This is a genomic window from Niveispirillum sp. FG156 (assembly GCF_057809555.1).
This window is the reverse complement of record NZ_JBMDKE010000006.1, coordinates 149,917-175,055: the sequence shown is the minus strand read 5'-3', so window position 1 is coordinate 175,055 and position 25,139 is coordinate 149,917. Positions and strand designations below refer to the sequence as shown.

Genomic DNA, 25,139 nt, shown 5'->3' with positions numbered 1-25,139 from the left:
GCTTTGCGTTTCCCCGCCATCGGCTGGGCCCGGACCGACCATGTCCGCCCCGTCCTGCCCGTGGCCGGCATGGTAACGGATACGGCGGAGGCAGAATTCCACGCCGTCGATTGGCAACCGCTGCCCGACGGGCCGCTGGCTGCGACCGGCCGCTGGCTGCTGATTGATGGCGGCCCGGCGGCGGATGATGGCCTGGGCGCGGCGCTGGCCGATGCCCTGTCTACGGCTGGTGCCGCATCAATGTTGATGGGGCTGTCCGCCCCGGAAAAGATCGGGGAGGTGCTGACGGCGGACGATCTGGCGGGTTGCGTCGGCATCGTCTGGCTGGCTGGCCGTGCGCCTTTGGATGGTGCGGACGGCGATCCCGTGGCGGCGCAGGCATGGCATTCCGTCGCCGCCCTGCGGCTGGTCCGTCACCTTGCCCTGCTGCGTCCCGATGGTGACCTGCCGCCGCTCTGGCTGGTGACGCGCGGGGCGGAGGCGGTGGAGACAGGCACCCTGCCGCTGCCGTCCGGCCCTGCGGTCGGCCAGGGGGCGATGCGTGGCTTCCTGCGCGTGGCGGCGACGGAGCAGGCGGGCGTGTCCCTGCGTCTGGTTGATCTGCCGGCCCGGCCAGGGGTGGGCGAGGCCGACTGGCTGGCCCGGCATCTGCTGGCCGGCGGGGATGAGGATCAGGTGGCGCTGCGCGGTGGGCGGCGTCTGGCGGCCCGGCTGGTCCGCTGCGATGCCGCCATTCCGCACGGGCCGCCGCGACTGGACCCGGATGGGGCCTATCTGGTCACCGGCGGACTGGGCGGGATCGGCTTGCGGCTGGCCGAACAGTTGGCCGCCTGGGGCGCGCGGCATCTGGTATTGCTGGGCCGGCGGGTGCCGGGGCCGGCGGCGGCGGCTGTGCTGGCCCGGCTGGCGGCTGCCGGCATAATGGTGCGGACCTTCGCTGTGGATGTGGGCGATGCGGATGCGCTGGGCCGGGTGCTGGACGACGTGCGGGCGACGGCCCCGCTGCGCGGCATCTTCCACGCCGCCGCCACGCTGGACGATGCCGTCATCGACAATCTGACGCCGGAACGGATGGCGACGGTGCTGGGGGCGAAGCTGGCCGGTGCCTGGAACCTGCACCGCCTGACCCTGGCCGACGATTTGCGCCTGTTCGTGCTGTTTTCCTCTGCCGCCGGCTGGCTGGGCACGCCGGGGCAGGCCAATTATGCCGCCGCCAATACCGCCGTTGATGCCCTGGCCGGGTTGCGGCTGGCCGCAGGGTTGCCGGCCCATGCCGTGGCCTGGGGGCCCTGGACGGATGTGGGGCTGGCGGCGGCCGATGCGCGGCGCGGGGAACGGCTGGGTGCGCGCGGGCTGGCCGGCCTGTCGCCCGATGCCAGCCTGTCGGCGCTGGGCCGGTTGATCGCCGGGCCGGGCGGGGTGTGGGCGGTGATGCGCCTGGACCGTGATGCCTGGGCCGACCATTATCCGGGTGCCGCTGCGCGGCCCTTCCTGGCCGGTGCCGGGGTGCCGTCGCAGGCCGTGTCGGATTTCGCCAAGGCCTTCGCCGATACCGCCGCTGGCCGGCAACTGGCCCTGCTGTCGGCGGAGATCGCCGCCGTGCTGCGCACCGATCCGGCCAAGGTGCCGCCCGATGAACCGCTGCGCAGCCTGGGGCTGGACAGTTTGATGGCACTGGAACTGCGCAACCGGCTGGAACGGTTGACGGGGTTGCGGCTGGCCGCCACCCTGGCCTGGACCTGCCCGACCCCGGCGCTGATGGCCCACCATCTGGCGGAAAGGTTGCGGCCAGCCGGCACGTCCGCGCCGACCGCCATGCCCGTCCCCGCCACCCGGCTGGATGCCGATATCGACGCGCTGTCGGATGAGGAAGCCTTGGCGCTGCTGACCCTTGGGGGGGCCGCATGACCGACCTTCCCGCCATGATCACCGTCGAAAAGCGGGCCCTGCAGGCGCGGCGTCTGCGCCAGGACCCCCAGGTCCAGGCCCTGCTGATGGGCGAGCCGCTGGCCATCATCGGCATGGGCTGCCGCTTCCCCGGCGGGGCGGATGGGGTAGATGCGTTCTGGCGTCTGCTGCTGGACAAGGTTGATGCCATCGGCCCCGCCCCCGCCAACCGCTGGTTCGGCGAGGGGGAGCGTCCGCTGGGTGGTTATGTCGAAGGGCTGGACGGGCTGGATATCGGCTATTTCGGCCTGTCGGCGCATGAGGCGGCCTGGATCGACCCGCAGCAGCGCCTGTTGCTGGAAGGGACGCTGGCGGCCCTGGACGATGCCGGCCTGACGCGCACCGCCCTGGCCGGCAGCCGCACCGGCGTGTTTGTGGGAGCCTGCATCAGCGACTATATCCGCCGGTCGCTGGCACCGGGGCGGGTGCCCGATCCCTATGCCGTGTCGGGCATCGCCGATGCCATCCTGGCCAATCGCCTCTCCTATCTGCTGGACCTGAACGGCCCCAGTCTGGCGGTAGACACCGCCTGTTCGTCGGCGCTGACCGCCTTCCACATGGCCTGTCAGAGCCTGCGCACGGGCGAGAGCGACATGGCCATTGTCGGCGGGGTCAATGCCATCCTGTCGCCGGAGATCGGCCTGTCCCTGGGGCAGGCCGGGATGCTGGCCCCCGACGGTCGTTGCAAGAGTTTCGATGCCGCCGCCGATGGCTTCACCCGTGGGGAGGGGGCCGGTGCCGTGGTGGTGCGGCGGCTGGCCGATGCCATGGCGGCGGGTGACCGTATCCATGCGGTCCTGCGGGGCAGTGCCATCAACCAGGATGGCCGCAGCAACGGCCTGACGGCCCCCAACCCGCTGGCCCAGGAACGGGTGATCCGCGCGGCGCTGGATAATGCCGGCATCGCCCCCCATGCCGTGGATTTCGTGGAAACGCATGGTACCGGCACAACCCTGGGCGACCCGATCGAGGTGCAGGCCCTGTCCGCCGTCTACAGCGTGCCGGGGCGGGCCGGACCGCTGCGCATCGGGGCGGTGAAGGCCAATATCGGCCATCTGGAGGGCGCGGCCGGCATGGCCGGGCTGATCAAGGCTGTGCTGTGCCTGAAACACGGGACGATCCCCGGACAGCTGCATTTCACCCGGCCCAACCCCAATTTCGGCCCCGGTTTTGACCTGCATGTACCGGTATCGGCGGAACCCTGGCCGGCGCCTGCCGACGGGTCGCGTCGCTTCGCCGGGGTCAGCGCCTTCGGCTTCGGCGGCACCAATGTGCATCTGGTGCTGGAGGAAACGCCGCCTGCGCTGGCCCGGTCGGTGCCATCCCCCGTCGCCGGTGCGGCACTGCTGGTTGTGACGGCAGCCGACCCGGCGGCCCTGTCCGCCCGGGCGCATCAGGCGGCGGACATGCTGGCGGCGGGGACGGATCTGGCGGGCCTGCAGGCCACCCTGGCCCGACGGTCCAGCCCGCTGGCGCACCGGCTGGCGGTGACGGGTGAGGGTGCAGAAGAACTGGCGGAGCGGTTGCGCGCCGCGGCGGGTGGGGCCACCGGCCCCGACATCGCCATCGGCATGGCCATGCAGGATACAGCGGGCCCGGTCTTTGTCTTCACCGGACAGGGTGGGCAATGGGCGGGGATGGGACGGGGCCTGCTGGGCCTGCCCGCCTTCCGTGCGGGGCTGGAGCCCTGCGATCTGGCCCTGCGCCGGGCTGAGGGCTGGTCGCTGATCGACGCGTTGGAACAGGGGCGCGACCTGACGCCGACGGAACTGGCACAGCCGGTGCTGGTCGCGGTGCAGGTGGCGCTGGCCGGGCTGCTGGCCAGCCTGGGGCTGAAGCCGGTCGCCGTCATCGGCCATAGCGTGGGGGAGGTTGCAGCCGCCATCGTCGCCGGTGCCCTGAGCGTGGAGCAGGGGATTGCCATTGCCGCAGCGCGCGGTCGGCTGATGGCCGGGCTGGCGGGGCAGGGCGGCATGGCGGCGGTCGATCTGCCACCCGATGCCGTGGCACCGGCCCTGGAAGGGCTGGATGTTGATATCGCCGCCATCAACGGGCCGGCATCCTTGGTGCTGTCCGGCACGACGGCGGGGGTGGAAGCGGCGATCACCCGCCTGAACGTGCCGTCGCGGTCGCTGCCGGGTGCCTATGCCTTCCATGGGCGGCAGGTGGCGGGGGCGGCGGAGGCGCTGGCATCATCATTAGTCGGGCTGGTGCCGGCGGCACCGGCATTGCCCATGATCTCCACCGTCACCGGCGGGCCGGCCCTGCGCCTGGACGGTGCCTATTGGGGCCGCAATGCGCGCGAACCTGTGGCGTTTGCCGCCGCAATCGCGCACCTGCTGAAAGCCGGCCATCGCCGCTTCATCGAGGTGGGGCCGCATCCCGCCCTGTTGTCGGGGATCGCCAAATTGTGGGCGGTACAGGGCGGGGAGGTGGCGGACCTGACCCTGGTGCCCACCCTGCGCCGCGCCACCGATGACCGCCTGAGCCTGCTGCGCAGCGTTGGCAACCTGTTCGTGCGCGGCTTTGCGCCGGATTGGGACGCGCTGGGTATTGCGGCGGGGCGGGTGACGCCCCTGCCGCCTTACCCCTGGCAGCGCCGTGTCTGCTGGCTGCCGGAGCCGGTAGCGGCACCTGCGCCGCTGACGGCGGAACCGGGGGATGCGGCCCTTTACGCCGTGGACTTCACCAATGCGCCGGCGGCGGCGGTTGTGGCACCCGGCTCCTGGACTGTGCGGGGGGCGGGCGCGCTGCATGACGCCTTGGCCTCCCGCCTGGGTACCGGCGGTGATAGGCAATTGCTGGTGTTGCAGGGTACAGACGATGATGCCGCCGCTGCGGTTGATGCCTGCGATCATTGCCTGCGGGTGGTGCGGGGGGCCGATGGTCCGCTGTGGCTGGTTACTGGCGATCCACGGGTCGATCCCGTGGCCGGTGCCTTGTGGGCGCTGGTCGAAGGCATCGGCTGGGAACTGCCGGGCCGCATCGCCGGGGTGATCGGGGCCGGCGATGACGTCGCCCTGGACCGGATCATCGATGAATTGGGGCGGGCTGGCGGGCGCATCGTGCTGGAGACAGACCGCCGGCTGGCCCCGGTGCTGCGCCGGCAGGAAGCGATGTCGGCAATGCCCGCCATCAAACCGGATGCCTCATACCTGATAACGGGCGGGCTGGGTGGGATCGGGCTGGCCTGTGCTGGCTGGCTGGCTGATGCCGGTGCCCGCCATCTGGTGCTGGCGGGCCGACGGGGGCCGTCGGCGGACGCGTTGGGTGTGCTGGACAGCCTGCGGCGGCGAGGCGTGATGGTGGAGGTCGTGGCCGTCGATATCGGGAATGAGGCCGATGTCGCCCGGCTGCTGAACGGGTTCGGGTGTGATTGGCCGGGCCTGCGCGGTGTGGTGCACGCGGCGGGTGTGCTGCGCGACAGCCTGCTGCGCGGTCAGGATCGCGACGCCCTGTCCGACATTTTCGCGGCCAAGGCCGCCGGTGCGGATCTGCTTGACCGGCTGACCGCCGGGCACAGGCTGGATTTCCTGTTGTTCATGTCGTCGATGGCCGGGCTGTTCGGGGCGCTGGGCCAGGCGGGCTATGGTGCCGCCAACGGCTTCCTGGACACGCTGGCCCGGCGTCGGCGGACCCGGGGGCAGGTGGCGGCCAGCATTGCCTGGGGTCCCTGGCAGCAGGTTGGCATGGCCGCCGATCTGGGGGCCGAGGCCGCAGCCAGCCGGCGGGCGAAGGGCATCGGGGCGCTGTCGAACGCCCAGGCGCTGTCCATGTTGGGGCCGGTGCTGGCCGGGGCCACGGCACCGGTGACGGCTGCGCTGTGCCTGGACTGGCCGTCCTTCCTGGCAGCGTTGCCGGCGGGGGCGGGACCGTTGGCCGCTTCGATACAGGCGACGCCCAGGGTAACGCCCGTGTCTGATGCCCCTGTGCCCGATACATTGGCCGACCTGTCGGCCCTGCCGCCGCTGGCACGGCGTGGACGGCTGCGGCGGCTGGTGGGGGAAGCACTGGCGGCGGTGATGGGGGGCGGTGAGCCCGACCCCAATCGCGGCTTCTTCGACCAGGGCATGGACAGCCTGATGGCCATGGCGCTGCAGGCCAGGCTGAAACAGGCGCTGGGCGGCATCGTGGGGCCGACTGCCGTGTTTGAACATGCCACCGTCATGGCGCTGGCCGACCATCTTCTGTCGCGGATACCGGGCACAGTCCCACCCGCCACATCTGCGGTCGCACCCGCACCGCCGTCTGAAACCTTGTCCGACCTGCTGGCAGCACTGGATGCCGCAGCGGGCCCGCAAACCGTAGAAAGGGGAAGGGGCTGATGGCGACTTATTATGTCGGTCTGGCCGCGTCGTTCCACGATCCCGCCATGGCCATCGTGGCCCCGGACGGGGAGGTTCTGTTCGCGGAAGCGCAGGAACGCTATCTCCAGGACAAGCGCGCCTTCAATGCCGTGCCCGACCATATCCTGCGGGCACCTAAGCTGATCCGCCAGTATTGCGGCAAGGATGCCGAGGTGGTGGTGGCCGTCAGCTGGAGCAAGAAGGTCCTGAAATCGCTCTGGACCTCGTCGCTGGTCGATGTGCCGGGCATCGGCGGGCTGTTGCGGCCGGTGAATGATTTCTTCATGGCGCGCAGCGACCATCTGGTCTGGCCCTGGCCGCGCTTCGACCATCTGCGCCAGGGCATGCTGAGCACGCTGAGCCTGGCCGGCCATAATCTGGGTGCCCTGCGTGACCAGGGGTTCACGGTGGCGGGCATCCGCCGCTACGACCATCACCTGACCCATGCCGCCACCGCCTGCTACACCAGCCCGTTCGAGGAGGCGGCCTGCGCCGTCATCGACGGGTATGGGGAGTGGAGTTCCACCAATTTCTACAGCTACCGCGACGGCGCCTTCACATCCCTTGCGGCCAAGCCCAAGGCCCTGGCCCAGAATTCCGGTAGCCTGGGCATGTTCTATTCCAAGGTCTGCGCGCTGTGCGGCTTCGACACGGTGCAGGGCGAGGAATGGAAGGTCATGGGGCTGGCACCCTATGGCAGCCTGGATGCGGAATTCTATGAATTGCTGCGCCCGCTGGTGCAGGCCGACGGGCTGGCCCTGCACAACCCGCAGGGCCGCGACACGGGCCGGCGCCTGAAAGAGGTGCAGGCATTGATGGCGGCGGCCAAGGCTGACCCGGACCCGTCCGTCTATCAACGCCGCCGCGCCGATCTGGGCCGCACGGGGCAGGAGATTTTCACCGAGGTGGCGGGCGAGCTGCTGGCCGCCCTCTATGCCGTGCATCCCAGCGATAACCTGGCCTTCGGCGGCGGCTGCGCGCTGAATTCATCCTATTCCGGGCGCATCCTGTCCAGCATGCCCTTCAAGGCCCTGCATGTGCCCATGGCACCGGGCGATGATGGCAATGCGTTGGGGGCGGCGCTGCTGGCCTGGGCGCAGGATCATCCGGGTCAGGCGCGGGCGGGGGCGGGCCGGGTGCAGTCGCCCTATCTGGGCAGCACGGCGACGTCCTCGGCGCTGGAGCGCATGGTACGGTTCGGCGGCTTTACCAGCCTGCAGCATCTGCCGGACGGACAGGTTGTGACCAAGGCGTCGCAATTGCTGGCCGAGGGGCGCATCATCGGCTGGTTCCAGGACCGGGCGGAGTTCGGCCCCCGCGCCCTGGGCAACCGTTCCATCCTGGCCGACCCGCGCGACCCCGCCATGAAGGACCGCATCAACGACCGGGTGAAATTCCGTGAGGAATTCCGGCCCTTCGCCCCCTCCATCCTGCATGAGCATGGGCCCGACTGGTTCGAGGATTACCAGTCCAGCCCCTATATGGAGCGCACGCTGGTCTTCCGGCCGGAGGTGCGGGAAAGGGTGCCCGCCGTGGTGCATGAGGATTTCACCGGTCGCCTGCAATCGGTGACGGAAGAGATCAACCCGCGCTACCACGCGCTGATCAGTGCGTTTCACGGGCTGACGGGCGTGCCGATGCTGTTGAACACCAGCTTCAACGTCATGGGCAAGCCCATCGTGCATTCGGTGGAAGATGCCATCGCCGTCTTCGCCACCAGCGGCCTGGATGCCCTGGTGATCAACGATTACCTCATCGAGAAGCAGGGGGCCGGAGCATGAGCGAGCTTGGGATCGGCGGCGGCACGGAACAGGGCGTGGCCGCCTTCTACGACAATGCCAACGGCTTCCTGACGGAAAAGAGCGGCTTCTTCAACCAGGGCTATTGGAAGGACGACCCGCAGAGCCAGGATGCGGCCTGCCGCGCCCTGGTGCGGCTGGTGGGACAGGCGGCGGGCATGGGCAAGGGTGACAGGGTGCTGGATGCCGGCTGCGGCCATGGCGACCAGATCCTGCACTGGGTACAGGATTTCGAGGCCGCCCATGTCACCGGCATCACCCTGTCGCTGGCCCAGATCCAGGGCGCGCATAACCTGTTGCAGAAGGCGGAGATTGCCGACCGCGTCACCCTGCACCGCATGTCGGCCACCGACTTGGACCTGCCCGACAGCAGCTTCGACAAGGTGGTGGCGGTGGAGAGCGGGCACCATTTCGATACGCGGGCCGATTTCTTCGCCGAGGCCTATCGCGTGCTGAAGCCGGGCGGGCGGTTCGCGGCCTGCGATATCCTGCCTATGCCGCGCGCGCTGGCGGGCAAGTTCGGCTGGGTGGTGGACGCCATGCGCCGCTTTCCCAACAAGGCGATGATGCCGGCGGCCAATGTCGTGGACCGGTCGGTCTATCGTGACCAGCTGGTGGCGGCTGGCTTCACCAATGTGCAGGTCATCTCCATCCGGGAGCATGTCTATGGCCCCATGGCCCGCAACCTGCGCAAGCGGCTGGACGCAGGCGAAATCAGCCCCTGGACGCCGCTGGCGCAGGTCTCGCCGTCGATGCTGTTCGACCGCGACCGGTTGCATTACGTGATGGCGCTGATGCAGATGCTGGGCGCCATCGGCAGCAACCTCACCTGGCCCGGTACCGAACGCGCCTGTGAACATGGGCCGCTGGATTACATCCTGGCGGTGGCGGAGGTTCCGGGGACGTGACGGTCGATAACACCCATCGCGCCTTGCTGGCCCGTGCCGCGGCAGAGATCAAGGCGTTGCAGGCGCGGCTGGACGCGGCTGCCGATGCCACCCCCATCGCCGTGATCGGTGCCGGCTGCCGCTTTCCCGGCGGGGCTGACGGCGTGGATGCCTATTGGCACCTGCTGGCGGCTGGCGGTGATGGTATAAGGCCGGTGCCGGACGGGCGCTGGGACATGGACCGGCTCTATGATCCGGAACCGGGCCGCCCTGGTCGGCTCTATACGCGGGCCGGTGGGTTCCTGGATGATGTCGAACGGTTCGATGCCGGCCTGTTCGACATCCCTGATGCCGAAGCCGACACTATGGATCCGCAGCAGCGGCTGGTGCTGGAAACCGGCTGGGCGGCGCTGGAACACGCTGGCATCGCGCCCGCCACCCTGCGCGGCAGCCGCACGGGCGTGTTCGTCGGCATCGGGCTGGATGATTATGCCCGGCTGATGCAGGCCGATGGGGTGGGCACCGACCGTATCGATCCCTATCGCGGCACCGGCACCGGCTTCTGCTTTGCGGCGGGGCGGCTGTCCTATGTGCTGGGGTTGCAGGGGCCAAGCCTGTCGCTGGATACGGCCTGTTCGTCGTCGCTTGTGGCGGCCCATCTCGCCTGTCAGAGCCTGCGGGCCGGGGAATGCGACATGGCGCTGGCCGGCGGGGTCAATCTAATCCTGTCGCCCGACCTGACCATCTATCTCTGCGGTCTGCGGGCGCTGGCTCCCGACGGTCATTCCAAGACCTTCGACGCATCCGCCGACGGTTATGGGCGGGGGGAGGGGGCGGGCTTCGTGGTGCTGAAACGCCTGGATGATGCGCTGGCGGCGGGTGATCGCGTGCTGGCCGTTATTCGGGGATCGGCCGTCAACCATGACGGGGCCAGCAGCGGCCTGACCGTGCCCAATGGCGAGGCGCAGCAGGCGGTGATCCGCGCCGCCCTGGCCCAGGCGCGGGTGCAACCTTCAGCCGTCACCTATGTGGAGACGCATGGCACAGGCACGTCGCTGGGCGACCCGATCGAGGTGGCGGCCTTAGGCGCCGTCTATGGTCCGGGGCGCGTGCGACCGCTGCATCTGGGGGCCGTCAAGGCCCATATCGGGCATCTGGAGCCGGCGGCGGGCATCGCCGGGTTGATCAAGCTGGCCCTGTCCCTGCACCACGCGACCCTGCCGCCGCAGCGACCGGTGGAAAGATTGAACCCTGCCATCGATCTGGATGCCATCCAGGCCCGGCTGGCCACGACGGCCCAGCCCTGGACGGGGGAGCGGCTGGGCGCCATCAGCGCCTTCGGCCTGTCGGGCACCAATGCGCATATGGTGTTGGCGGGGGTGGAGGCGGTGCCGGCATCCGCCCGCCACGTCCGGCCCCTGCATGTCCTGGCGCTGGCCGCCGGCACCCCGGCGGCATTGGCCGACGATGCGCATTCCATTGTCGCCAGTCTGACCACCGCTTCCGACGCCGAGGTCGCCGACCTGACCGCCGCTGTTTCCCGCACCCGCAATGGCTTGCGCTATCGTCGGGTGCTGGTGGGAACGGCCGCTGAAATCGCATCATCTGCCCTTTCGTCGTCCCCCCCGGCCCGCGTCGGTGCCGCCCCGCAGCTGGCCTTCCTGTTCAGCGGCCAGGGTGCGCAGTATGTCGGCATGGGACGTGGGCTTTATGAGACGGAGCCGGTATTCCGCGCCGCCCTGGACCGATGTGCGGCCCTGTGCGCCGATCTGGGCGTGCCGCTGCTGGACATCCTGTCTCCCGCAGATCCAGCCGACCGGCGCATCGACCATACCGGCTTCACCCAGCCGGCCCTGTTCAGCCTGTCGGTGGCGCTGCTGGCCCTGTGGCGTAGCTGGGGCGTCAACCCCGCCGCCGTCATGGGCCATAGCGTCGGTGAGTTCGCCGCAGCCTATGCCGCCGGTGTGCTGGGGCTGGAAGACGCGCTGGCCCTGGTGGTGGAGCGCGGGCGGCTGATGGGGGCGCTGCCGGCGGGCGGGGCCATGGCGGCGGTGGCCGCCGGCATCGACCGGGTGGCCACCCTGGTGGCGGCTGATCCCGACCGGCTGGCCATCGCCGGCCTGAATGCGCCCGACGAGGTGGTGATCTCCGGCACCGTCGAAGCCGTGCACCGGGCCGGTCAGGTGTTAAGGGCCGAGGGGGTGCGGGTACGCGATCTGACGGTCAGCCACGCCTTCCACTCCCCGCTGATGGACCCGGTGGTGGATGCCTTTGCGGCCAGTGCCGCCGGTTGTGACATTGCCGATCCGGCCACCCCCCTGGTTTCCAACGTCACGGGCGGCTTCGCCGATGCCGGTCTGTTGCGCGATCCCGCCTATTGGGGCCGGCATCTGCGGCAACCGGTGCGGTTCGCCGATGGCATGGCGGCATTAATCGAGGCCGGCTGCACGCATTTTGTGGAAATCGGGCCGGGGGCGGCCCTGTTGGGGCTGGGCCGGCGCGTGGCGGGCGATGGACAACCCGATCTGCGCTTTCTGCCGTCGCTGCGGGCAGGGCAGCAGGATGGGCGCGTACTGCTGGGCAGCCTGGGCACATTGTACGAAGATGGGGCTGCCATCGACTGGGCTGCGGTGCATCGCGGTTTCGCTGACCCATTGGCGCGGGCCCCCACCTATCCGTTCCAGCGCAAACGCCACTGGTTCCGGCCGGGCCGCGTGCGGGCCGACATCCAGGCGACGGGCGGGGCCGCCCTGGTAGGCACCCGCCACCGCTCCCCCGCCCGCACCGTGGAATACCAGTCGCGTTTCGATCTGGGGACGCAGCCGATCCTGGGCGACCATGTCGTTTATGGCCGTGCCGTGGTTTCCGGCCCGACGCTGGTATCGCTGATGATGGAGGCGGCGCGCGACCTGCTGGACGGGCGGCCAGCCGAAGCCAGCGCCATCGCCTTCCTGGAACCCGTCATCCTGACCGACGCGATCAGCCGCACCGTCAGCCTGACCCTGGTGCCGGACGGTCCCGGCCGCTGGCGGGCAGAATTGCAAAGCCTGATCGACGGGGCCGATGATGATGCCTGGACCCTGCATGCCACGGCCACCATCGCGCACGCTGCCGATCCGGCGGATGCCGCCCCGTCGCTGGAGGTAGTGCGCGCCCGCTGCCCCGACATCGTCACGGGCAAGGCGCTTTATGACGATGTGCAGACCCGCGTCGGCTTCACCTTCGGTCGCTCCTATCTCTGGGTCAATACGATCTGGCGATGCGACGGGGAGGCCATCGGCCATATGCGCGCCCCGGAACCGTCCGACCGGCGCGACGGCAGTTTCACCTTCCATCCCGGTCTGCATGACAGTTGCTATCAGGTGTTCGGGGCGGCGTCGCAGTCGGTGATGGGGACCGACCTGTCGGTGGCCGTCATCCCCGTGGGCGTGGATATTTTCCGCTTCTTCGGGGAGGCCTGTGGCGATCTGGTCTGTCATGCCGTGCTCTGGCCGGGGGAGGCCGGGCGCGACGACATGTTCGCGGGCGATTTCACGCTGTATGACGCCGCCACGGGCCGGGTGGTGGCAGAGGCACGCGGCCTGCGCCTGCGCCGCGCGCGGCGTGACGTGATGATGCGGGCCCTGTCGGCTGGCGATGCCGGACCGCTCTATCGCCTGGACTGGAAGACGCTGGCCCCACCTGTCGCTGCCAAGGCCGGGCGCTGGCTGCTGGTCGGTGATGATGCCGCCCCGTTGGCCGATGCGCTGCGGGCCGGTGGGGCGGGCAGCGTGCAGATCATCGGGCTGGACGGGTTGGCCGGTTCGTTGGCGGCGGTGGCTGACGGGGTGGCCTTCGTGGCGCCGCAGAATGCCGATGCGCGGACCGTCATCGAGCCGGCGTTGAAGATCGTGCAGGCTTTGACGGGGGCACCGGGCACGCCGCGCCTTTGGCTGGTCACCCGCACGGAGAATGTAGCCCATGCGACGCTGTGGGGCCTGGGTGCGGTGGCCGCCTTGGAACAGCCCGACCGCTGGGGTGGGTTGGTCGATCTGGCAGCACCTGGCCCCGCCGACTGGCGGGCTGTGGCCGCGCATCTGCTGGCCGGAGGACCGGAGGACCGGGTGCGCATCGGCCAGGGTGCCGTGGAGGCGGCCCGGTTGGTGCCAGCGGGCCCCTCCGGTACGCTGCCGGCCATCCGCGCCGATGCCGGCTATCTGATCACCGGTGGGCTGGGTGAACTGGGGCTGGCCACGGCTGAATGGCTGGTGGGCCAGGGGGCACGCCATATCACCCTGACGGGACGCCGGGGCGGGGCCGTGCCGGCGTCCCTGGCGGCACTGATGGCGGATATCCGGGTCGTGGCCGTGGATGTCACCGACCGTGCCGCCATGGCCGACCTGATCGGGGAGATGGATGGTGTGCGGCGGCCGCTACTGGCGGGGCTGTTCCATGCTGCGGGCACATTGGCTGACCGCACCCTGACGGGGCTGGATTGGGCGGCGACGGAACCGGTGCTGTCGCCCAAGCTGACCGGGGCCCTGATCCTGGATGAACTGACGCGCGACCGGGTGCTGGACCTGTTTGTCTGCTATTCCTCCGGGGCTTCGCTGATTGGCTCCCCCGGCCAGGGCAATTACGCTGCTGCCAACGCCGCGCTGGACGCGCTGTGCCGGCGGCGGGCGGCGCTGGGCCTTGCCGCCCTTTCCATCAATTGGGGGCCCTGGGCCGGCGGTGGTATGGCCGCCGTGCGCGATGCGGACGCCTGGACGGCGCGTGGCGTGCGACCTTTCACAAAGGGTGAGGGGATGGACCTGATCGGCCGTGCCTTGTCGTCGGGGCTGGCCCAGGTGGCAGCACTGCCCATTGATTGGGGCCGCTATCTGTCTGGCGTCGGGGCGTCGCGCGCCGGCCTGTTCGACAGCGTGCGCCCGCGCGCCAGGGTCGATGCCGGGGTGGAACACAATGTCTTCGCCGACTGGCAGGCCCGGATTGAGGGGGCCGCACCGGAGCGGCGGCGGGAGGCGCTGGAGGATCTGCTGCGCCCGGCCCTGATCGCCGCCACGGGCTTGCCCGCCGGGATGGCGGTGCCGTCGCGCAAGGGCTTCTTCGACCTGGGCATGGACAGCCTGATGGCCATCGAATTCCGCAACCGGCTGCAATCCCTGCTGGGGCGGCCGCTGCCGGCCACGCTGATCCTGGACCGGGCCAACCTGCACGCCCTGGCCGGGTTCCTGCTGGAACATTTGTTCGCCCTGGCCGAAAGCCCCACCCCCGCCCCGGCGGTGGCCGCCGCGACCGGTCATGCCGACCTTGATACGCTCAGCGATGATGAACTGACATCCCTGCTGATCCAGGAACTGGAGGACACGAGATGAGCCCTGCTGCCACGCCGGTTCTGAAGAGGGATAACGGCACCCCGTCCGCCAGCCTTGCCGCCGTCTATGGTGCGGCCAAGGCGTTGGGACGGGAAAGCCTCTATCTCAATCTCGGCTACTGGGCCGATGCGCCTGCCGATTACGATGCCGCCGCCGCCGCCCTGGTTGACCAGGTGGCCGATGCCGCCGGTATCGGGGAGGGGGATGTGGTGCTGGATGCCGGCTTCGGCTTTGGCGACCAGGACATCCGTTGGGCCGAACAGCGGAAGCCGGAACGCATCATCGGTGTCAATGTCATCCCCGCTCAGATTGAGGCCGCCAAGGCGCGGGTGAAGGCGGCGGGGCTGGAAGGGCGGGTGGAACTGCACCAGTCCGATGCCACGCGCCTGCCGGTGCCGACCGGTTCGGTCACGCGGGTGGTGGCGGTGGAATCCGCCCTGCATTTCGACAGCCGCGCCGATTTCTTCGCAGAGGCTTACCGGGTGCTGGACCATGGCGGGCGTATCGCCCTGGCCGACATCGTACCGCGCCCTGACAGGCCGCTGGTGGCCAAGGTTGTTGATCTGCTGGCCTCCCGCCTCTGGGCCATTCCGGCGGAAAACCTTTACGATCTGGAAACCTATGCCACTCGGCTGGAACAGGCGGGCTTCGTCGATATCGAGGTGCGTGATCTGTCGCAGGAGGTGTTCGTCGGTTTCGGCAAGCACGTGATGGAGATGCTGGGCGATCCGGAAGCGGTGAAGCGGCTGGGGCTGGAGACGCTGTTGCAATGGCATCAGTCCACCCTGGCCGTGCTGCAATTCCAGTATGTGCTGGTCAGCGCCCGCAAGCCGGGGCTGCCACTGGCGGTCGTTGCGTCTGGTGCGGTGGAGGGCGGTTCGAAGCCGCCCCGCCGGGCAAGCAAGGGCCATCGATGAGCAGCAGCCCCGATCAAGCCACCGCCTTGCGTGCCGCCCTTGTCGCCGTCCGCGACATGAAGGGGCGGCTGCGCGCGCGGGAGCGGGAACCGATTGCCATTGTCGGCATCGGCTGCCGCCTTCCGGGCGGGGGGGACGGGCCGGATGGGTATTGGCGCATGCTGTGCGATGGCGTGGACGCCGTCGCCCCCATCCCGTCCGACCGGTTCGACATGGATGCCGCGTATGATCCCGACCCGTCGGTGCCGGGCAAATCCTATTGCCGGCAGGCGGCGTTGCTGCCGGAGGTACGCAGCTTCGATGCTGGCTTCTTCAACATCTCCCCGCGTGAGGCGGTGACGATGGACCCGCAGCAGCGGTTGCTGCTGGAGGTGGCGTGGGAGGCGTTGGAACATGCCGGCATCGCCGCCGACCATCTGGCCGGCGGCCGCACGGGTCTGTTCATCGGCACCATGAACCAGGATTACGACCGGCTGGTGCGGGCCAGCGCAGATCCGGCTGATCTGGACGCCTATGTCGGCACCGGCACGGGCACCAGCTTTCTGGCCGGGCGGCTGTCCTATGTGCTGGGGGTGACGGGGCCGGCCATGGCGGTGGACACGGCCTGTTCCTCCTCCGCCCTGGCCGTGCATCTGGCCTGTCAGAGCCTGCGCGGCGGCGAATGCGATCTGGCCCTGGCGGGGGCGGCCAACCTGATCCTGGTGCCCGACACGTTCGTCACTATGGCGCGGCTGAAGGCGCTGGCCGCCGATGGCCGCTGCAAGACTTTCGATGCGTCGGCTGATGGCTATGGGCGGGGTGAGGGGGCGGGGATGGTAGCGCTGAAGCGCCTGTCCGATGCGCGCGCGGCGGGTGACCGCATTATCGCCGTGATCGCCGGGTCAGCCGTCAACCATGGCGGGGCCGCCGCCGGTCTGACGGTGCCCAGTGGGTCGGCCCAGCAGGCGGTGATCCGCGCGGCCCTGGCCCAGGCGGAGATCGAACCGCATTCCGTCACCTATGTGGAAGCCCATGGTACGGGCACCAGCCTGGGCGACCCGATCGAGATCGCGGCCCTGGCCGCCGTGCAGCAGGGGCGAACCACCCCGCTGCATGTCGGCACGGTGAAGACCAATATCGGCCATCTGGAGGCGGCAGCCGGCATTGCGGCCACCATCAAGGTGGCCTTGATGGTCCAGCATGGGCGCATCCCGCCGCACCTGCATTTCACCCGGCCCAATCCGGCGCTGGATCTGGGGGCGGTACCGGCTGAGGTGCCTGTGCGCCTGACGGACTGGCCGGGGCCGCGCGTGGCGGGGGTCAGCGCCTTCGGGATGAGCGGGACCAATGTGCATCTGGTGATCCGGGCGGATGACGCGACCGAACCGGTGCAGATAGCGGCGGCGGGCCCGCACTTGCTGGCCCTATCGGCGCGCGATGATGTCGCCCTGTCTGCCCTGGCCGGGCGCATGGCGGCGGCCCTGTCTGCCCCGGATGCACCGTCGCTGTCCGCTGCCGCCTGGACGCTGGCCATTGGCCGGGCGCGGCTGGAAAAGCGGCTGGCGGTGGTTGCCGACGATGCAGCCGATGCCGCTGCCCGCCTTGCCGCCGTTGATGGACAGCGCGGCACGGCCCCCCTGGGCGGGCGGACGCGAGTGGCTTTCCTGTTCAGTGGCCAGGGCAGCCAATATGCCGGCATGGCCGCCGGGCTTTACCGCGATGAGCCGCTGTTCCGCGAAACCGTGGACCGCTGTCTGGCCGCCATGACGGAACTGCCGGACCTGGCCGATATCTGGTTGGGTGGTCGGGATGATACGCGCCTGAACGACACGGCATATGCCCAACCGGCCCTGTTCGCCCTGCAGGCGGGGTTGGTGGCGCTGTGGCGCGGGCTGGGGGTGGAACCCGATCTGGTGCTGGGTCACAGCGTGGGTGAATTCGCCGCCGCCTGGGCAGCCGGGGTGCTGGGGCTGGAGGATGCGGCGCGGCTGGTGGTGGCACGCGGGCGGCTGATGCAGGCCTTGCCGCGCGACGGTGCCATGATCGCAGTCTTCGCACCGGCTGCCGATCTGGCGGAGCTTGTCGGCGACCGGGTGGGCATCGCCGGGTTGAATGGTGCCGCGGAAACGGTGTTGTCGGGCGATGCGGTGATGCTGGACGCGATCACTGCCGATCTGTCGGCACGCGGCATCCGTTGGAAACGGCTGAGCGTCAGCCATGCCTTCCATTCGCCGCTGATGGACCCGGTGGTGGCCCCCTTGGCGGCACTGGCCGGTGCCGTTGCCGCCAAGGCACCCGTACTGCCCTGGATATCCACCCTGACGGCATTGCCAGTACAGTCGGCACCCGATGGAACCTATTGGGGCCGGCAGATACGCGAACCCGTGGCTTTCGCCCCCGCCCTGTCGGCCCTGGCCGACCAGCGCATCGGTTGCGTGATCGAGATCGGGCCCGGCCCGGCGCTGGTGGCGCTGGCCCGGCGGGCACAGCCCGATGCCGCCATCACCTTTCTATCCAGCCTGCGGTCAGGCGGGCAGGATCGCCGCCGGTTCCTGGACGCCTTGGCCGGTGCCTGGAGTGTGGGCGTGGGCGTGCGGCTGGAGGCGCTGCATTCATCCGGCGGGCACCGGCCTGTGCCGCTGCCCACATACCCATTCCAGCGGGTGCGCCACTGGATCACCCAGCCGCCGGCCGCCCTGCCGCCCCTGCTGGGCGTGGCGTGGGAGCCGGTGGCGCCGCCGCCCGGTGGGGGGCCTGCTGGCCGTTGGTTGGTTGTGCCGGATCGGGGTGGCGTTGCCGATGCGCTGGCGGCAGCGGGCCTGGATATGGAACTGATCGCCCCCACGGCGGTGGCAAGGCGAGACCTGACGGGCATCGCCGGGGTACTGCATCTGGCGGCCCTGGACCTGTCCCCCTGGGCAAAGACGGCGGAACTGCGCCCGGCGCTGGAGGGGGCCTTGGTTTTGGCCCGCGCGGGCGTGCCCGCCCTATGGGTGACCAGGGGGGCGCAAGGCACGGTGACCAATCCAGCCGGTGCCACGCTCTGGGGCCTGGGCCGTACGGCGGCGCTGGAACAGGTGGAAACAGCCCCTGTGCTGCTGGACCTGCCAGATGATGCCGATGCGGCGTCACTCATCCGCGACTTCCTGCCCCGCCTGACGGCCTGCAGGGATGCGGGGGAACGGCAATGGGCGTGGCGCGATGGCTGGCGCGCGGCGCGGCTGGTGCCGGTTCCGGCGGTACCGATCCAGCCGGTCCCACTGCGGCCCGACCGCACCTATCTGGTGACGGGGGCCACACGCGGGCTGGGTCTGGCGGTGGCCCGCGATCTGGCGCGGCGCGGTGCCAAACACCTGCTGCTGCTGGGCCGGTCAGCGCCCGATGCGGGGCTGCTGGATGATCTGGCGCGCGATGGCGTGCGGGCCGTGCCGGTGTGCGCCGACATCGCCGATGCAGAAGCCGTGCGGCAGGGCATCGCCGCAGCCAAAGTGCCGCCGCTGGCGGGCATCGTGCATGCGGCTGGGATATTGCGTGACGGTGTGCTGACGGGCCTGGACTGGGACGCGGTTGCCGCTGTGCTGGCCCCCAAGCTGGAGGGGCTGGCCAGCCTGCGGGCGGTAGCCGACGGGATGGATCTGGATTTCCTGGCCCTGTTCTCATCCGCCGCTGGCACGTTGGGATCGGCAGGGCAGGGCAATTATGCCGCCGCCAATGCCTGGTTGGACGCGGCGGCATCCGCCCTTTCCGCCGATGGTGGCCGGGTGTCCAGCATCGCCTGGGGGCCCTGGCGCGGCCTTGGCATGGCGGCGGGGTCGGACGAGGCCGGCTGGGCAAAGCGTGGCGTGCGGATGCTGGACCCGGCATCGGGACTGGCCGCCTTCGCCACCCTGGCCGGGCGACCGGGACCGGTCGCTGTGCTGCCGTTTGACTGGAAGGCGTGGCGCAGCGTGGATGACAGTGCCTTCCTGGACCGGCTGGCCCCGCGCGGGTCGGTGGATATGGTCACGGGTGGCGAACTGGCAGCATTGCTGAACCAGGTCCCGCCTGCTGAGCGGCTGCGGCTGGCGGAGCGGGAGGTGGTGCGGTCGGTGCGGTCGGTGCTGCGCCTGCCCGAGGAGATGGCTGTCGATCCCGACCAGCCGTTCAGTGTGTTTGGAATGGATAGCCTGATGGCCCTTGAATTGCGTGGCGCGTTGGCCCGCCGGATCGGCCGGCCCCTGCCGGCGACCCTGACCTATGACCATCCCACGCTGGCGGCCCTGGCCCGCTTCATCGCTGGCGACCCGCCGCCTGTACCGGCAAAGCAGGCCGAACCCAGCGCCCTGCGTGAGAAGGTGGCCTCGATGGATGAGGCGGCCCTGGCCGACTATGTGCAGCGCAAGCTGGCCGCCCGTCGCGGGGGGGCGCGATGAACGGCGAGAGGCTGGACCCCACCCGCGAATTGCTGCTGCTGCTGGAAGAGGCCGAGGCGCGCATCGCCGACCTGGAGGGCGCGCGCCATGCCCCCATCGCCGTTGTCGGCATGGGCTGCCGCTTCCCCGGTGCCGAGACTATCGCCGCCTTCTGGGACCTGCTGGTGCAGGGTCGGTCCGCCGTGGGCCGGGTGCCGGCTGATCGCTGGGACGCGGATGCCTGGTTCGATCCCGACCCCGATGCCGTGGGCAAGATCTACACAACCGATGGCGGTTTCCTGACCCAGGTGGACCGGTTCGATGCCGGTTTCTTCGGCATCTCCCCGCGTGAGGCGGAAAGCCTGGACCCGCAGCACCGCCTGTTCCTGGAGGTGGCGGCGGAGGCGCTGGAGGATGCGGGCTTGGCCCTGGACCGGCTGGCGGGCAGCGCGACCGGCGTCTATCTGGGCATCGGCAGCGGCGATTATCTGCGCGTGCTGGGCGACCTGACACAGCGCGAACCCTATTACGGGCCTGGCAATGCCTATAGTGCGGCGGCGGGCCGCCTGTCCTATCTGCTGGGTTTGCAGGGGCCGTGCATGGCGGTGGACACGGCCTGTTCATCGTCGCTGGTGGCCGTGCATCTTGCCATGCAGGCGTTGCGGGCCGGGGAATGTGACGCCGCACTGGCCGGTGGGGTCAACCTGATCCTGTCACCGGAAACGACGCTGTATTTCAGCCGCATGGGCGCGCTGGCCCGTGACGGGCGCTGCAAGAGTTTCGATGCAGCCGCCGATGGCTATATCCGGGGCGAAGGGTGCGGTGTGGTGGTGCTGAAGCGCCTGTCGGATGCGCTGGCGGCGGGCGACAATGTCCTGGCGGTGCTGCGCGGATCGGCGGTGAACCAGGATGGCCGCAGCAACGGCCTGACCGTGCCCAACGGCCCGGCGCAGGAGGCGGTGATTGCCCGTGCCCTGGCCGATGCCGGGGTGGAGCCCGCCGATATTTCCTATGTCGAGGCGCATGGCACGGGCACCCGCCTGGGTGATCCGATTGAGGTCAATGCCCTGGCGCGCGTGTTGCGCCCGGCGGAGTTGAAGGATGTGCCGCTGGTCCTGGGGGCAGTGAAGACCAATCTGGGCCATCTGGAAAGTGCGGCCGGCATGGCCGGACTGATCAAGACGGTGCTGGCGCTGAAGCACCGCACCATCCCGCCGGTGCTGAACTTCACCCGGCCCAATCCGGAGATCGACTGGGCCGTCGCCGACCTGCGCGTACCGACCAGCACCCAGCCCTGGGACGCGGCCCAGCCCGTGGCCGGGGTCAGCGCCTTCGGCTTTGCCGGCACCAACGCCCATGTGGTGGTGGCGGCGGCACCTGATATGCCGGCGTTGCCGGTTGCCGAGGCTCCCCCGGTGCTGCTGCTGCCCCTGTCAGCCCGCAGCCCCGGTGCCCTGCGCGATCTGGCCGGTGCCTATCGGGACCGGCTGGCGGGCGGTGTCGATGCCGCTGCCCTGTGCCGGGCCACGGCGCGACACCGCGCCCATTACCCGCACCGGCTGGCCCTGACCGCCGCAGATACTGCTGGCCTGCGCGCGGCGCTGACCGGCTGGCTGGACGGGCAGGCAGAGGGGCTGGGATGGCAGGCGCTGGCCAGTGCGGGGGCCGCGTCGCGGCCGCGCGTGGCTTTTGTCTTCCCCGGCCAGGGCGGGCAATGGGCCGGCATGGCGCGGGACCTGATGGAGGATCCCGTCTTTGCCGGCGCGCTGGAGACGGCCAGCGCCGCGCTGGCACCGCATCTGGGCCTTTCCGTCGCTGGCCTGATCCGGGAAGGGGCGGTGTGGGACCGGATCGACCGGGTACAACCGGCTTTGTTCGCCTTACAGGTGGCATTGGCTGCTCTGTGGCGGTCGCGGGGGATTATACCCGACATTGTGGTCGGCCATTCAATGGGGGAGGTGGCGGCGGCGCATATCGCCGGTATCCTGTCGCTGGACGATGCCGCCCGCATCATCGCCCTGCGCAGTCGCCTGCTGTCTGGCATTGCCGGACAGGGGGCGATGCTGCTGACCGACCTGTCGCTGGTGGATGCCGAGGCGCGGATTATCCCCTTCCGGGGAACCCTGTCGGTGGCGGTGGCCAATAGCCGCCGGTCCACGGTGCTGGCCGGCGATGCCAATGATATCGACATACTGGCGGCGCAATTGGAGGCTGAGGGCAGCTTCGCCCGCAAGGTGAAGGTGGATGTGGCCAGCCATAGCCCGCAGGTTGACCCGCTGCTGCCGGAACTGGCGGCCCTGCTGCGCGACCTGTCGCCGCGCGACGGCCTGGTGACCATGGTGTCCACCGTTACCGGCGCGCCCGTGAAGGGCGCGGAACTGGATGGGGATTACTGGTGCCGCAACCTGCGCCGGCCCGTACTGTTCGGCACGGTGGCGGAGGGGCAGGTGGCGCGCGGCACGGATGTGCTGATCGAAATGGGCCCGCATCCGGTGCTGCTGCCGGCCATGGTGGAGAATATCCAGGCCGCTGGCCGTCCGGCGCGTGCCGTCGCCTGCCTGCGCCGCGAGGTGCCGGCGGCGGCCCCGCTGGCCGAGGCGGTGGCGGCCCTTTATGCCGCCGGGGCCGTGCTGGACTGGCCGGCGCTGCTGCCCGGCCCTGTGCCGCCCGTTGACCTGCCGCACTATCCCTGGCAGCGGCAGCGCTATTGGGCTGAGCCGGTGGAGGGTGTGCGCATCGCCCCGCCGCTGCCCCGTGCTGCCGGGCAGACGGAGATCGGCGGCTATTACGACCAGGGTGCCGCCTATCATGAGGCGCGGCTGGCCCAGGGCGGGGCCGAGGCATCGCAGGAGGTGCTGAGCGGTTACCTGACCTGGAGCCTGCTGCCCGCGCGTGTTCCCGGCTTCTCCTGGCTGCGCACGGTGTTCCAGCCCGAACATGATCCCGCCCAGCAGAAATTGCTGGTTGATGGACAGTTGGAACTGCGCCGGCTGCTGTTCCGGGGGATCGAGATGGCCAGCCTGAAGCGGGCTTTCGATTTCGGCTGTGGCTATGGCAGCGACCTGATTGATCTGGCGGCGGCACATCCCGGCCTGTCGGTGGAAGGCTATACATTGTCGGCGCGTCAGGCGGAGATCGGCAATGGCAGGGCGGCCCGCCTGGGGCTGGGCGACCGCGTGCGGCTGTACCAGCGCGACAGCGCCGCGACACCCTTCCCCGGCACCTATGATCTGGTGTTCGGGTTCGAGGTGTCGGGCCTGATCGCCGACAAGGCAGCGCTTTTCGCCAATATCCGCAGCCATCTGGCACCGGGCGGGCGGCTGATCCTGGCAGAGGTGCTGGCCACCGGGTCGTCGTCGGTCGATCTGCCGGAACTGTCCACCTATTCGGCCACAACGGCGCAGTTTGCCGAACTGCTGGCCGGGGCCCGGATGCGCCTCTTGTCCTGCACCGATGTCAGCGGCCCTATCGCCAACTGCCTGTATGACGGGGATTTTGGGGCCAATCTGGCCAAGGTGGCGGCTGATCCCGCCGTCGATCCGGCCCTGGTCCGCCATGTCGCCATGTATCCCAATGTTGGCCGGGCGCTGGATGCGGGCCTGATGATCTATGCCCTGATGTCGGCGGTCCATGACCCCCATGCGCCCGTGGCGGAATTGCTGGCCCATAACCGCGCCGCCCTGCACCGGCCCACAAGCTATCAGGAGGCCCGCGCCCTGCTGCCCGACGCCGCGCCCGACCATGCGCCCTGGCTATGGCGTATCGACTGGCGGCCGGCGACGGTGCCGCCGGTCGTAACGGCGGGGTCGGAATGGCTGTTGGTTGGCGGTGGGGACAGGGAACGTGCGGCCCTGGCATCGGCCCTGACCCAGGCCGGTGCGCAGGTGGAGACGGTTTCCCAGGTGCCGGAGGATGTGTCCGGTTCCCTGGTCGGCATCGTGCATCTGGGGGTGGTGGGCCTGTCCGGGCTGTCGCCAGCGGAGGCCCGGCGGCATGGGGTGGTTGATGCCCTGCATCTGGTACAAGCGCTGGCCCGCGCGGCCTTGCGCAATCCGCCGCGCCTGTGGCTGTCCACGGCTGGGGTGCAGCGTGAGGGTACGGCACCCGCGCAAGGGCCCGTCTGGGGCCTGGGCCGGACGGTGGCGCATGAACATCCCGAATTGCGCCCCAGCCTGGCCGATCTGCCGTCGGTGCCCGATACCGATGACTGGGCGGCCTTCGCCCGGCTGCTGCTGGCCGATGTGCCGGAAACACAAGTGACGGTACGCGCTGGTGCCCTCTCGGTGGCGCGGCTAACGGCGGCCACGGTGACGCTGGGGGAACCGGCAAGCCTGCGTCGTGACGGCACCTATCTGGTGACGGGTGGCCTTGGTGGGCTGGGGCTGGCCGTGGCGCAAAGACTAGCCAAGGCGGGGGCCGGCTGCCTAGTCCTGACCGGCCGCCGCCCGCCGGGGGAGACGCAGGCGGCTTCTCTGGATGCCATTGCCGCTTGCGGTGTGGAACTGGATATAAGGCAGGTCGACGTGGCCGACCGGGCGCGCATGCTGGCGCTGCTGGACGATATCGACCGGCCCGACCGGCCCCTGCGCGGGGTCATTCATGCGGCGGGTTCCCTGGATGATGGCATCCTGCTGCAACAGGATGCCGGGCGCTTTGAACGGTTGCTGGCCGCCAAGCAGGGCGGGGCAATGATCCTGGATGAGGGCACGGAAGGCCGGGCGCTGGATTTCTTCGTGCTGTTCTCCGGCCTTGCCTCCTTCCTGGGATCGCCCGGACAGGGCAATTACGCGGCGGCCAATGCCGCCCTGGACGCCATCGCCCGGTCGCGGCGGTCGCGCGGCCTGCCCGGTTTGTCGATCAACTGGTCGCCCTGGGCGGATATCGGGCTGGTCGCCGATGCGGCGGACGGGCTGGCCCAGCGCGGGGTGGCGCCGTTGCCCGCTGATCGCGGGCTGGATCTGTTGATGCGCTGCCTGGGGCTGTCGGATGTGGCGGAACTGGCGGTGATGTCGTTCGACCGTCGCCGCTGGGCCCAGGCCTATCCGGCGCTTGCCGCCTCGCCGCTGCTGTCGGAGGTCACCTTGCCATCGGCACCGGTGCGCGAACAGCCGACCGACCTGCGCGCCGCCCTGCTGGCCGAACCGGTGGGCTGGGCACGGCAGGGCCGGCTGGAGGCGCATCTGGCCGGCGTGCTGGCCCGTGTCCTGCGCCTGTCGCCCGAAGCGGTGGAGCGCAACACGGCCTTGAAAGATCTGGGTTTTGACAGTCTGATGGCATTGGAGACCCGTAACCGGCTGGAGGCGGATACCGGCCTGAAACTGCCCGTCACCCTGGTCTGGAAACATCCGACCGTGGCCGACCTGGCCCTGCATCTGGCTGAACGCATGGAGGTGCCGCTGCTAGTCGTCGCCGAGCCTGCGGCACCCGCCGAGGATGATGGCCTGGGCGACCTGCTGGACATGCTGGAGGGTCTGTCGGAGGACGAGGCCGAACAGCGCTATCGGGCGGAGGGCTGA

Annotated in this window: 8 protein-coding genes (1 of these 8 running past the window's edge); all 8 read left to right on the top strand. The window is 70.0% G+C overall.

All coding sequences use genetic code 11. From position 1 onward, the window contains the following. Tightly spaced (each overlapping or abutting the next), the 8 genes in view from ACODSP_RS05620 to ACODSP_RS05585 form a layout consistent with a single transcriptional unit that may run on beyond the window. Nucleotides 1-1,908, top strand: the final stretch of a protein-coding gene (locus ACODSP_RS05620; RefSeq protein WP_488964648.1) for a type I polyketide synthase. Its footprint begins 2,607 nt before the window's first position; the window shows 1,908 of its 4,515 coding nt (coding positions 2,608-4,515); its start codon lies off the left edge, out of view; its stop codon occupies nt 1,906-1,908. Then, nucleotides 1,905-6,272: a type I polyketide synthase gene (locus tag ACODSP_RS05615; protein WP_488964647.1), complete on the top strand. Its 4,368-nt coding sequence runs from the start codon at nt 1,905-1,907 to the stop codon at nt 6,270-6,272. The genes ACODSP_RS05620 and ACODSP_RS05615 overlap by 4 nt, the downstream gene beginning before the upstream one ends. Then, nucleotides 6,272-8,074 (top strand): carbamoyltransferase family protein, encoded by a 1,803-nt coding sequence (locus tag ACODSP_RS05610; protein WP_488964646.1) that lies wholly within the window; start codon nt 6,272-6,274, stop codon nt 8,072-8,074. The genes ACODSP_RS05615 and ACODSP_RS05610 overlap by 1 nt, the downstream gene beginning before the upstream one ends. After that, complete coding sequence (locus tag ACODSP_RS05605; protein WP_488964645.1) at nt 8,071-9,000, top strand: SAM-dependent methyltransferase; 930 nt, start codon at nt 8,071-8,073, stop codon at nt 8,998-9,000. The genes ACODSP_RS05610 and ACODSP_RS05605 overlap by 4 nt, the downstream gene beginning before the upstream one ends. Then, nucleotides 8,997-14,336: a type I polyketide synthase gene (locus tag ACODSP_RS05600; protein WP_488964644.1), complete on the top strand. Its 5,340-nt coding sequence runs from the start codon at nt 8,997-8,999 to the stop codon at nt 14,334-14,336. Before ACODSP_RS05605 ends, ACODSP_RS05600 begins: the two co-directional genes overlap by 4 nt. Then, nucleotides 14,333-15,253 (top strand): SAM-dependent methyltransferase, encoded by a 921-nt coding sequence (locus tag ACODSP_RS05595; RefSeq protein ID WP_488964643.1) that lies wholly within the window; start codon nt 14,333-14,335, stop codon nt 15,251-15,253. Before ACODSP_RS05600 ends, ACODSP_RS05595 begins: the two co-directional genes overlap by 4 nt. After that, nucleotides 15,250-19,644 carry a type I polyketide synthase gene (locus tag ACODSP_RS05590; RefSeq protein ID WP_488964642.1) on the top strand — a complete coding sequence of 1,465 codons (4,395 nt, stop codon included), beginning with the start codon at nt 15,250-15,252 and terminating at the stop codon, nt 19,642-19,644. The genes ACODSP_RS05595 and ACODSP_RS05590 overlap by 4 nt, the downstream gene beginning before the upstream one ends. Further along, nucleotides 19,641-25,139: a type I polyketide synthase gene (locus ACODSP_RS05585; RefSeq protein WP_488964641.1), complete on the top strand. Its 5,499-nt coding sequence runs from the start codon at nt 19,641-19,643 to the stop codon at nt 25,137-25,139. The genes ACODSP_RS05590 and ACODSP_RS05585 overlap by 4 nt, the downstream gene beginning before the upstream one ends.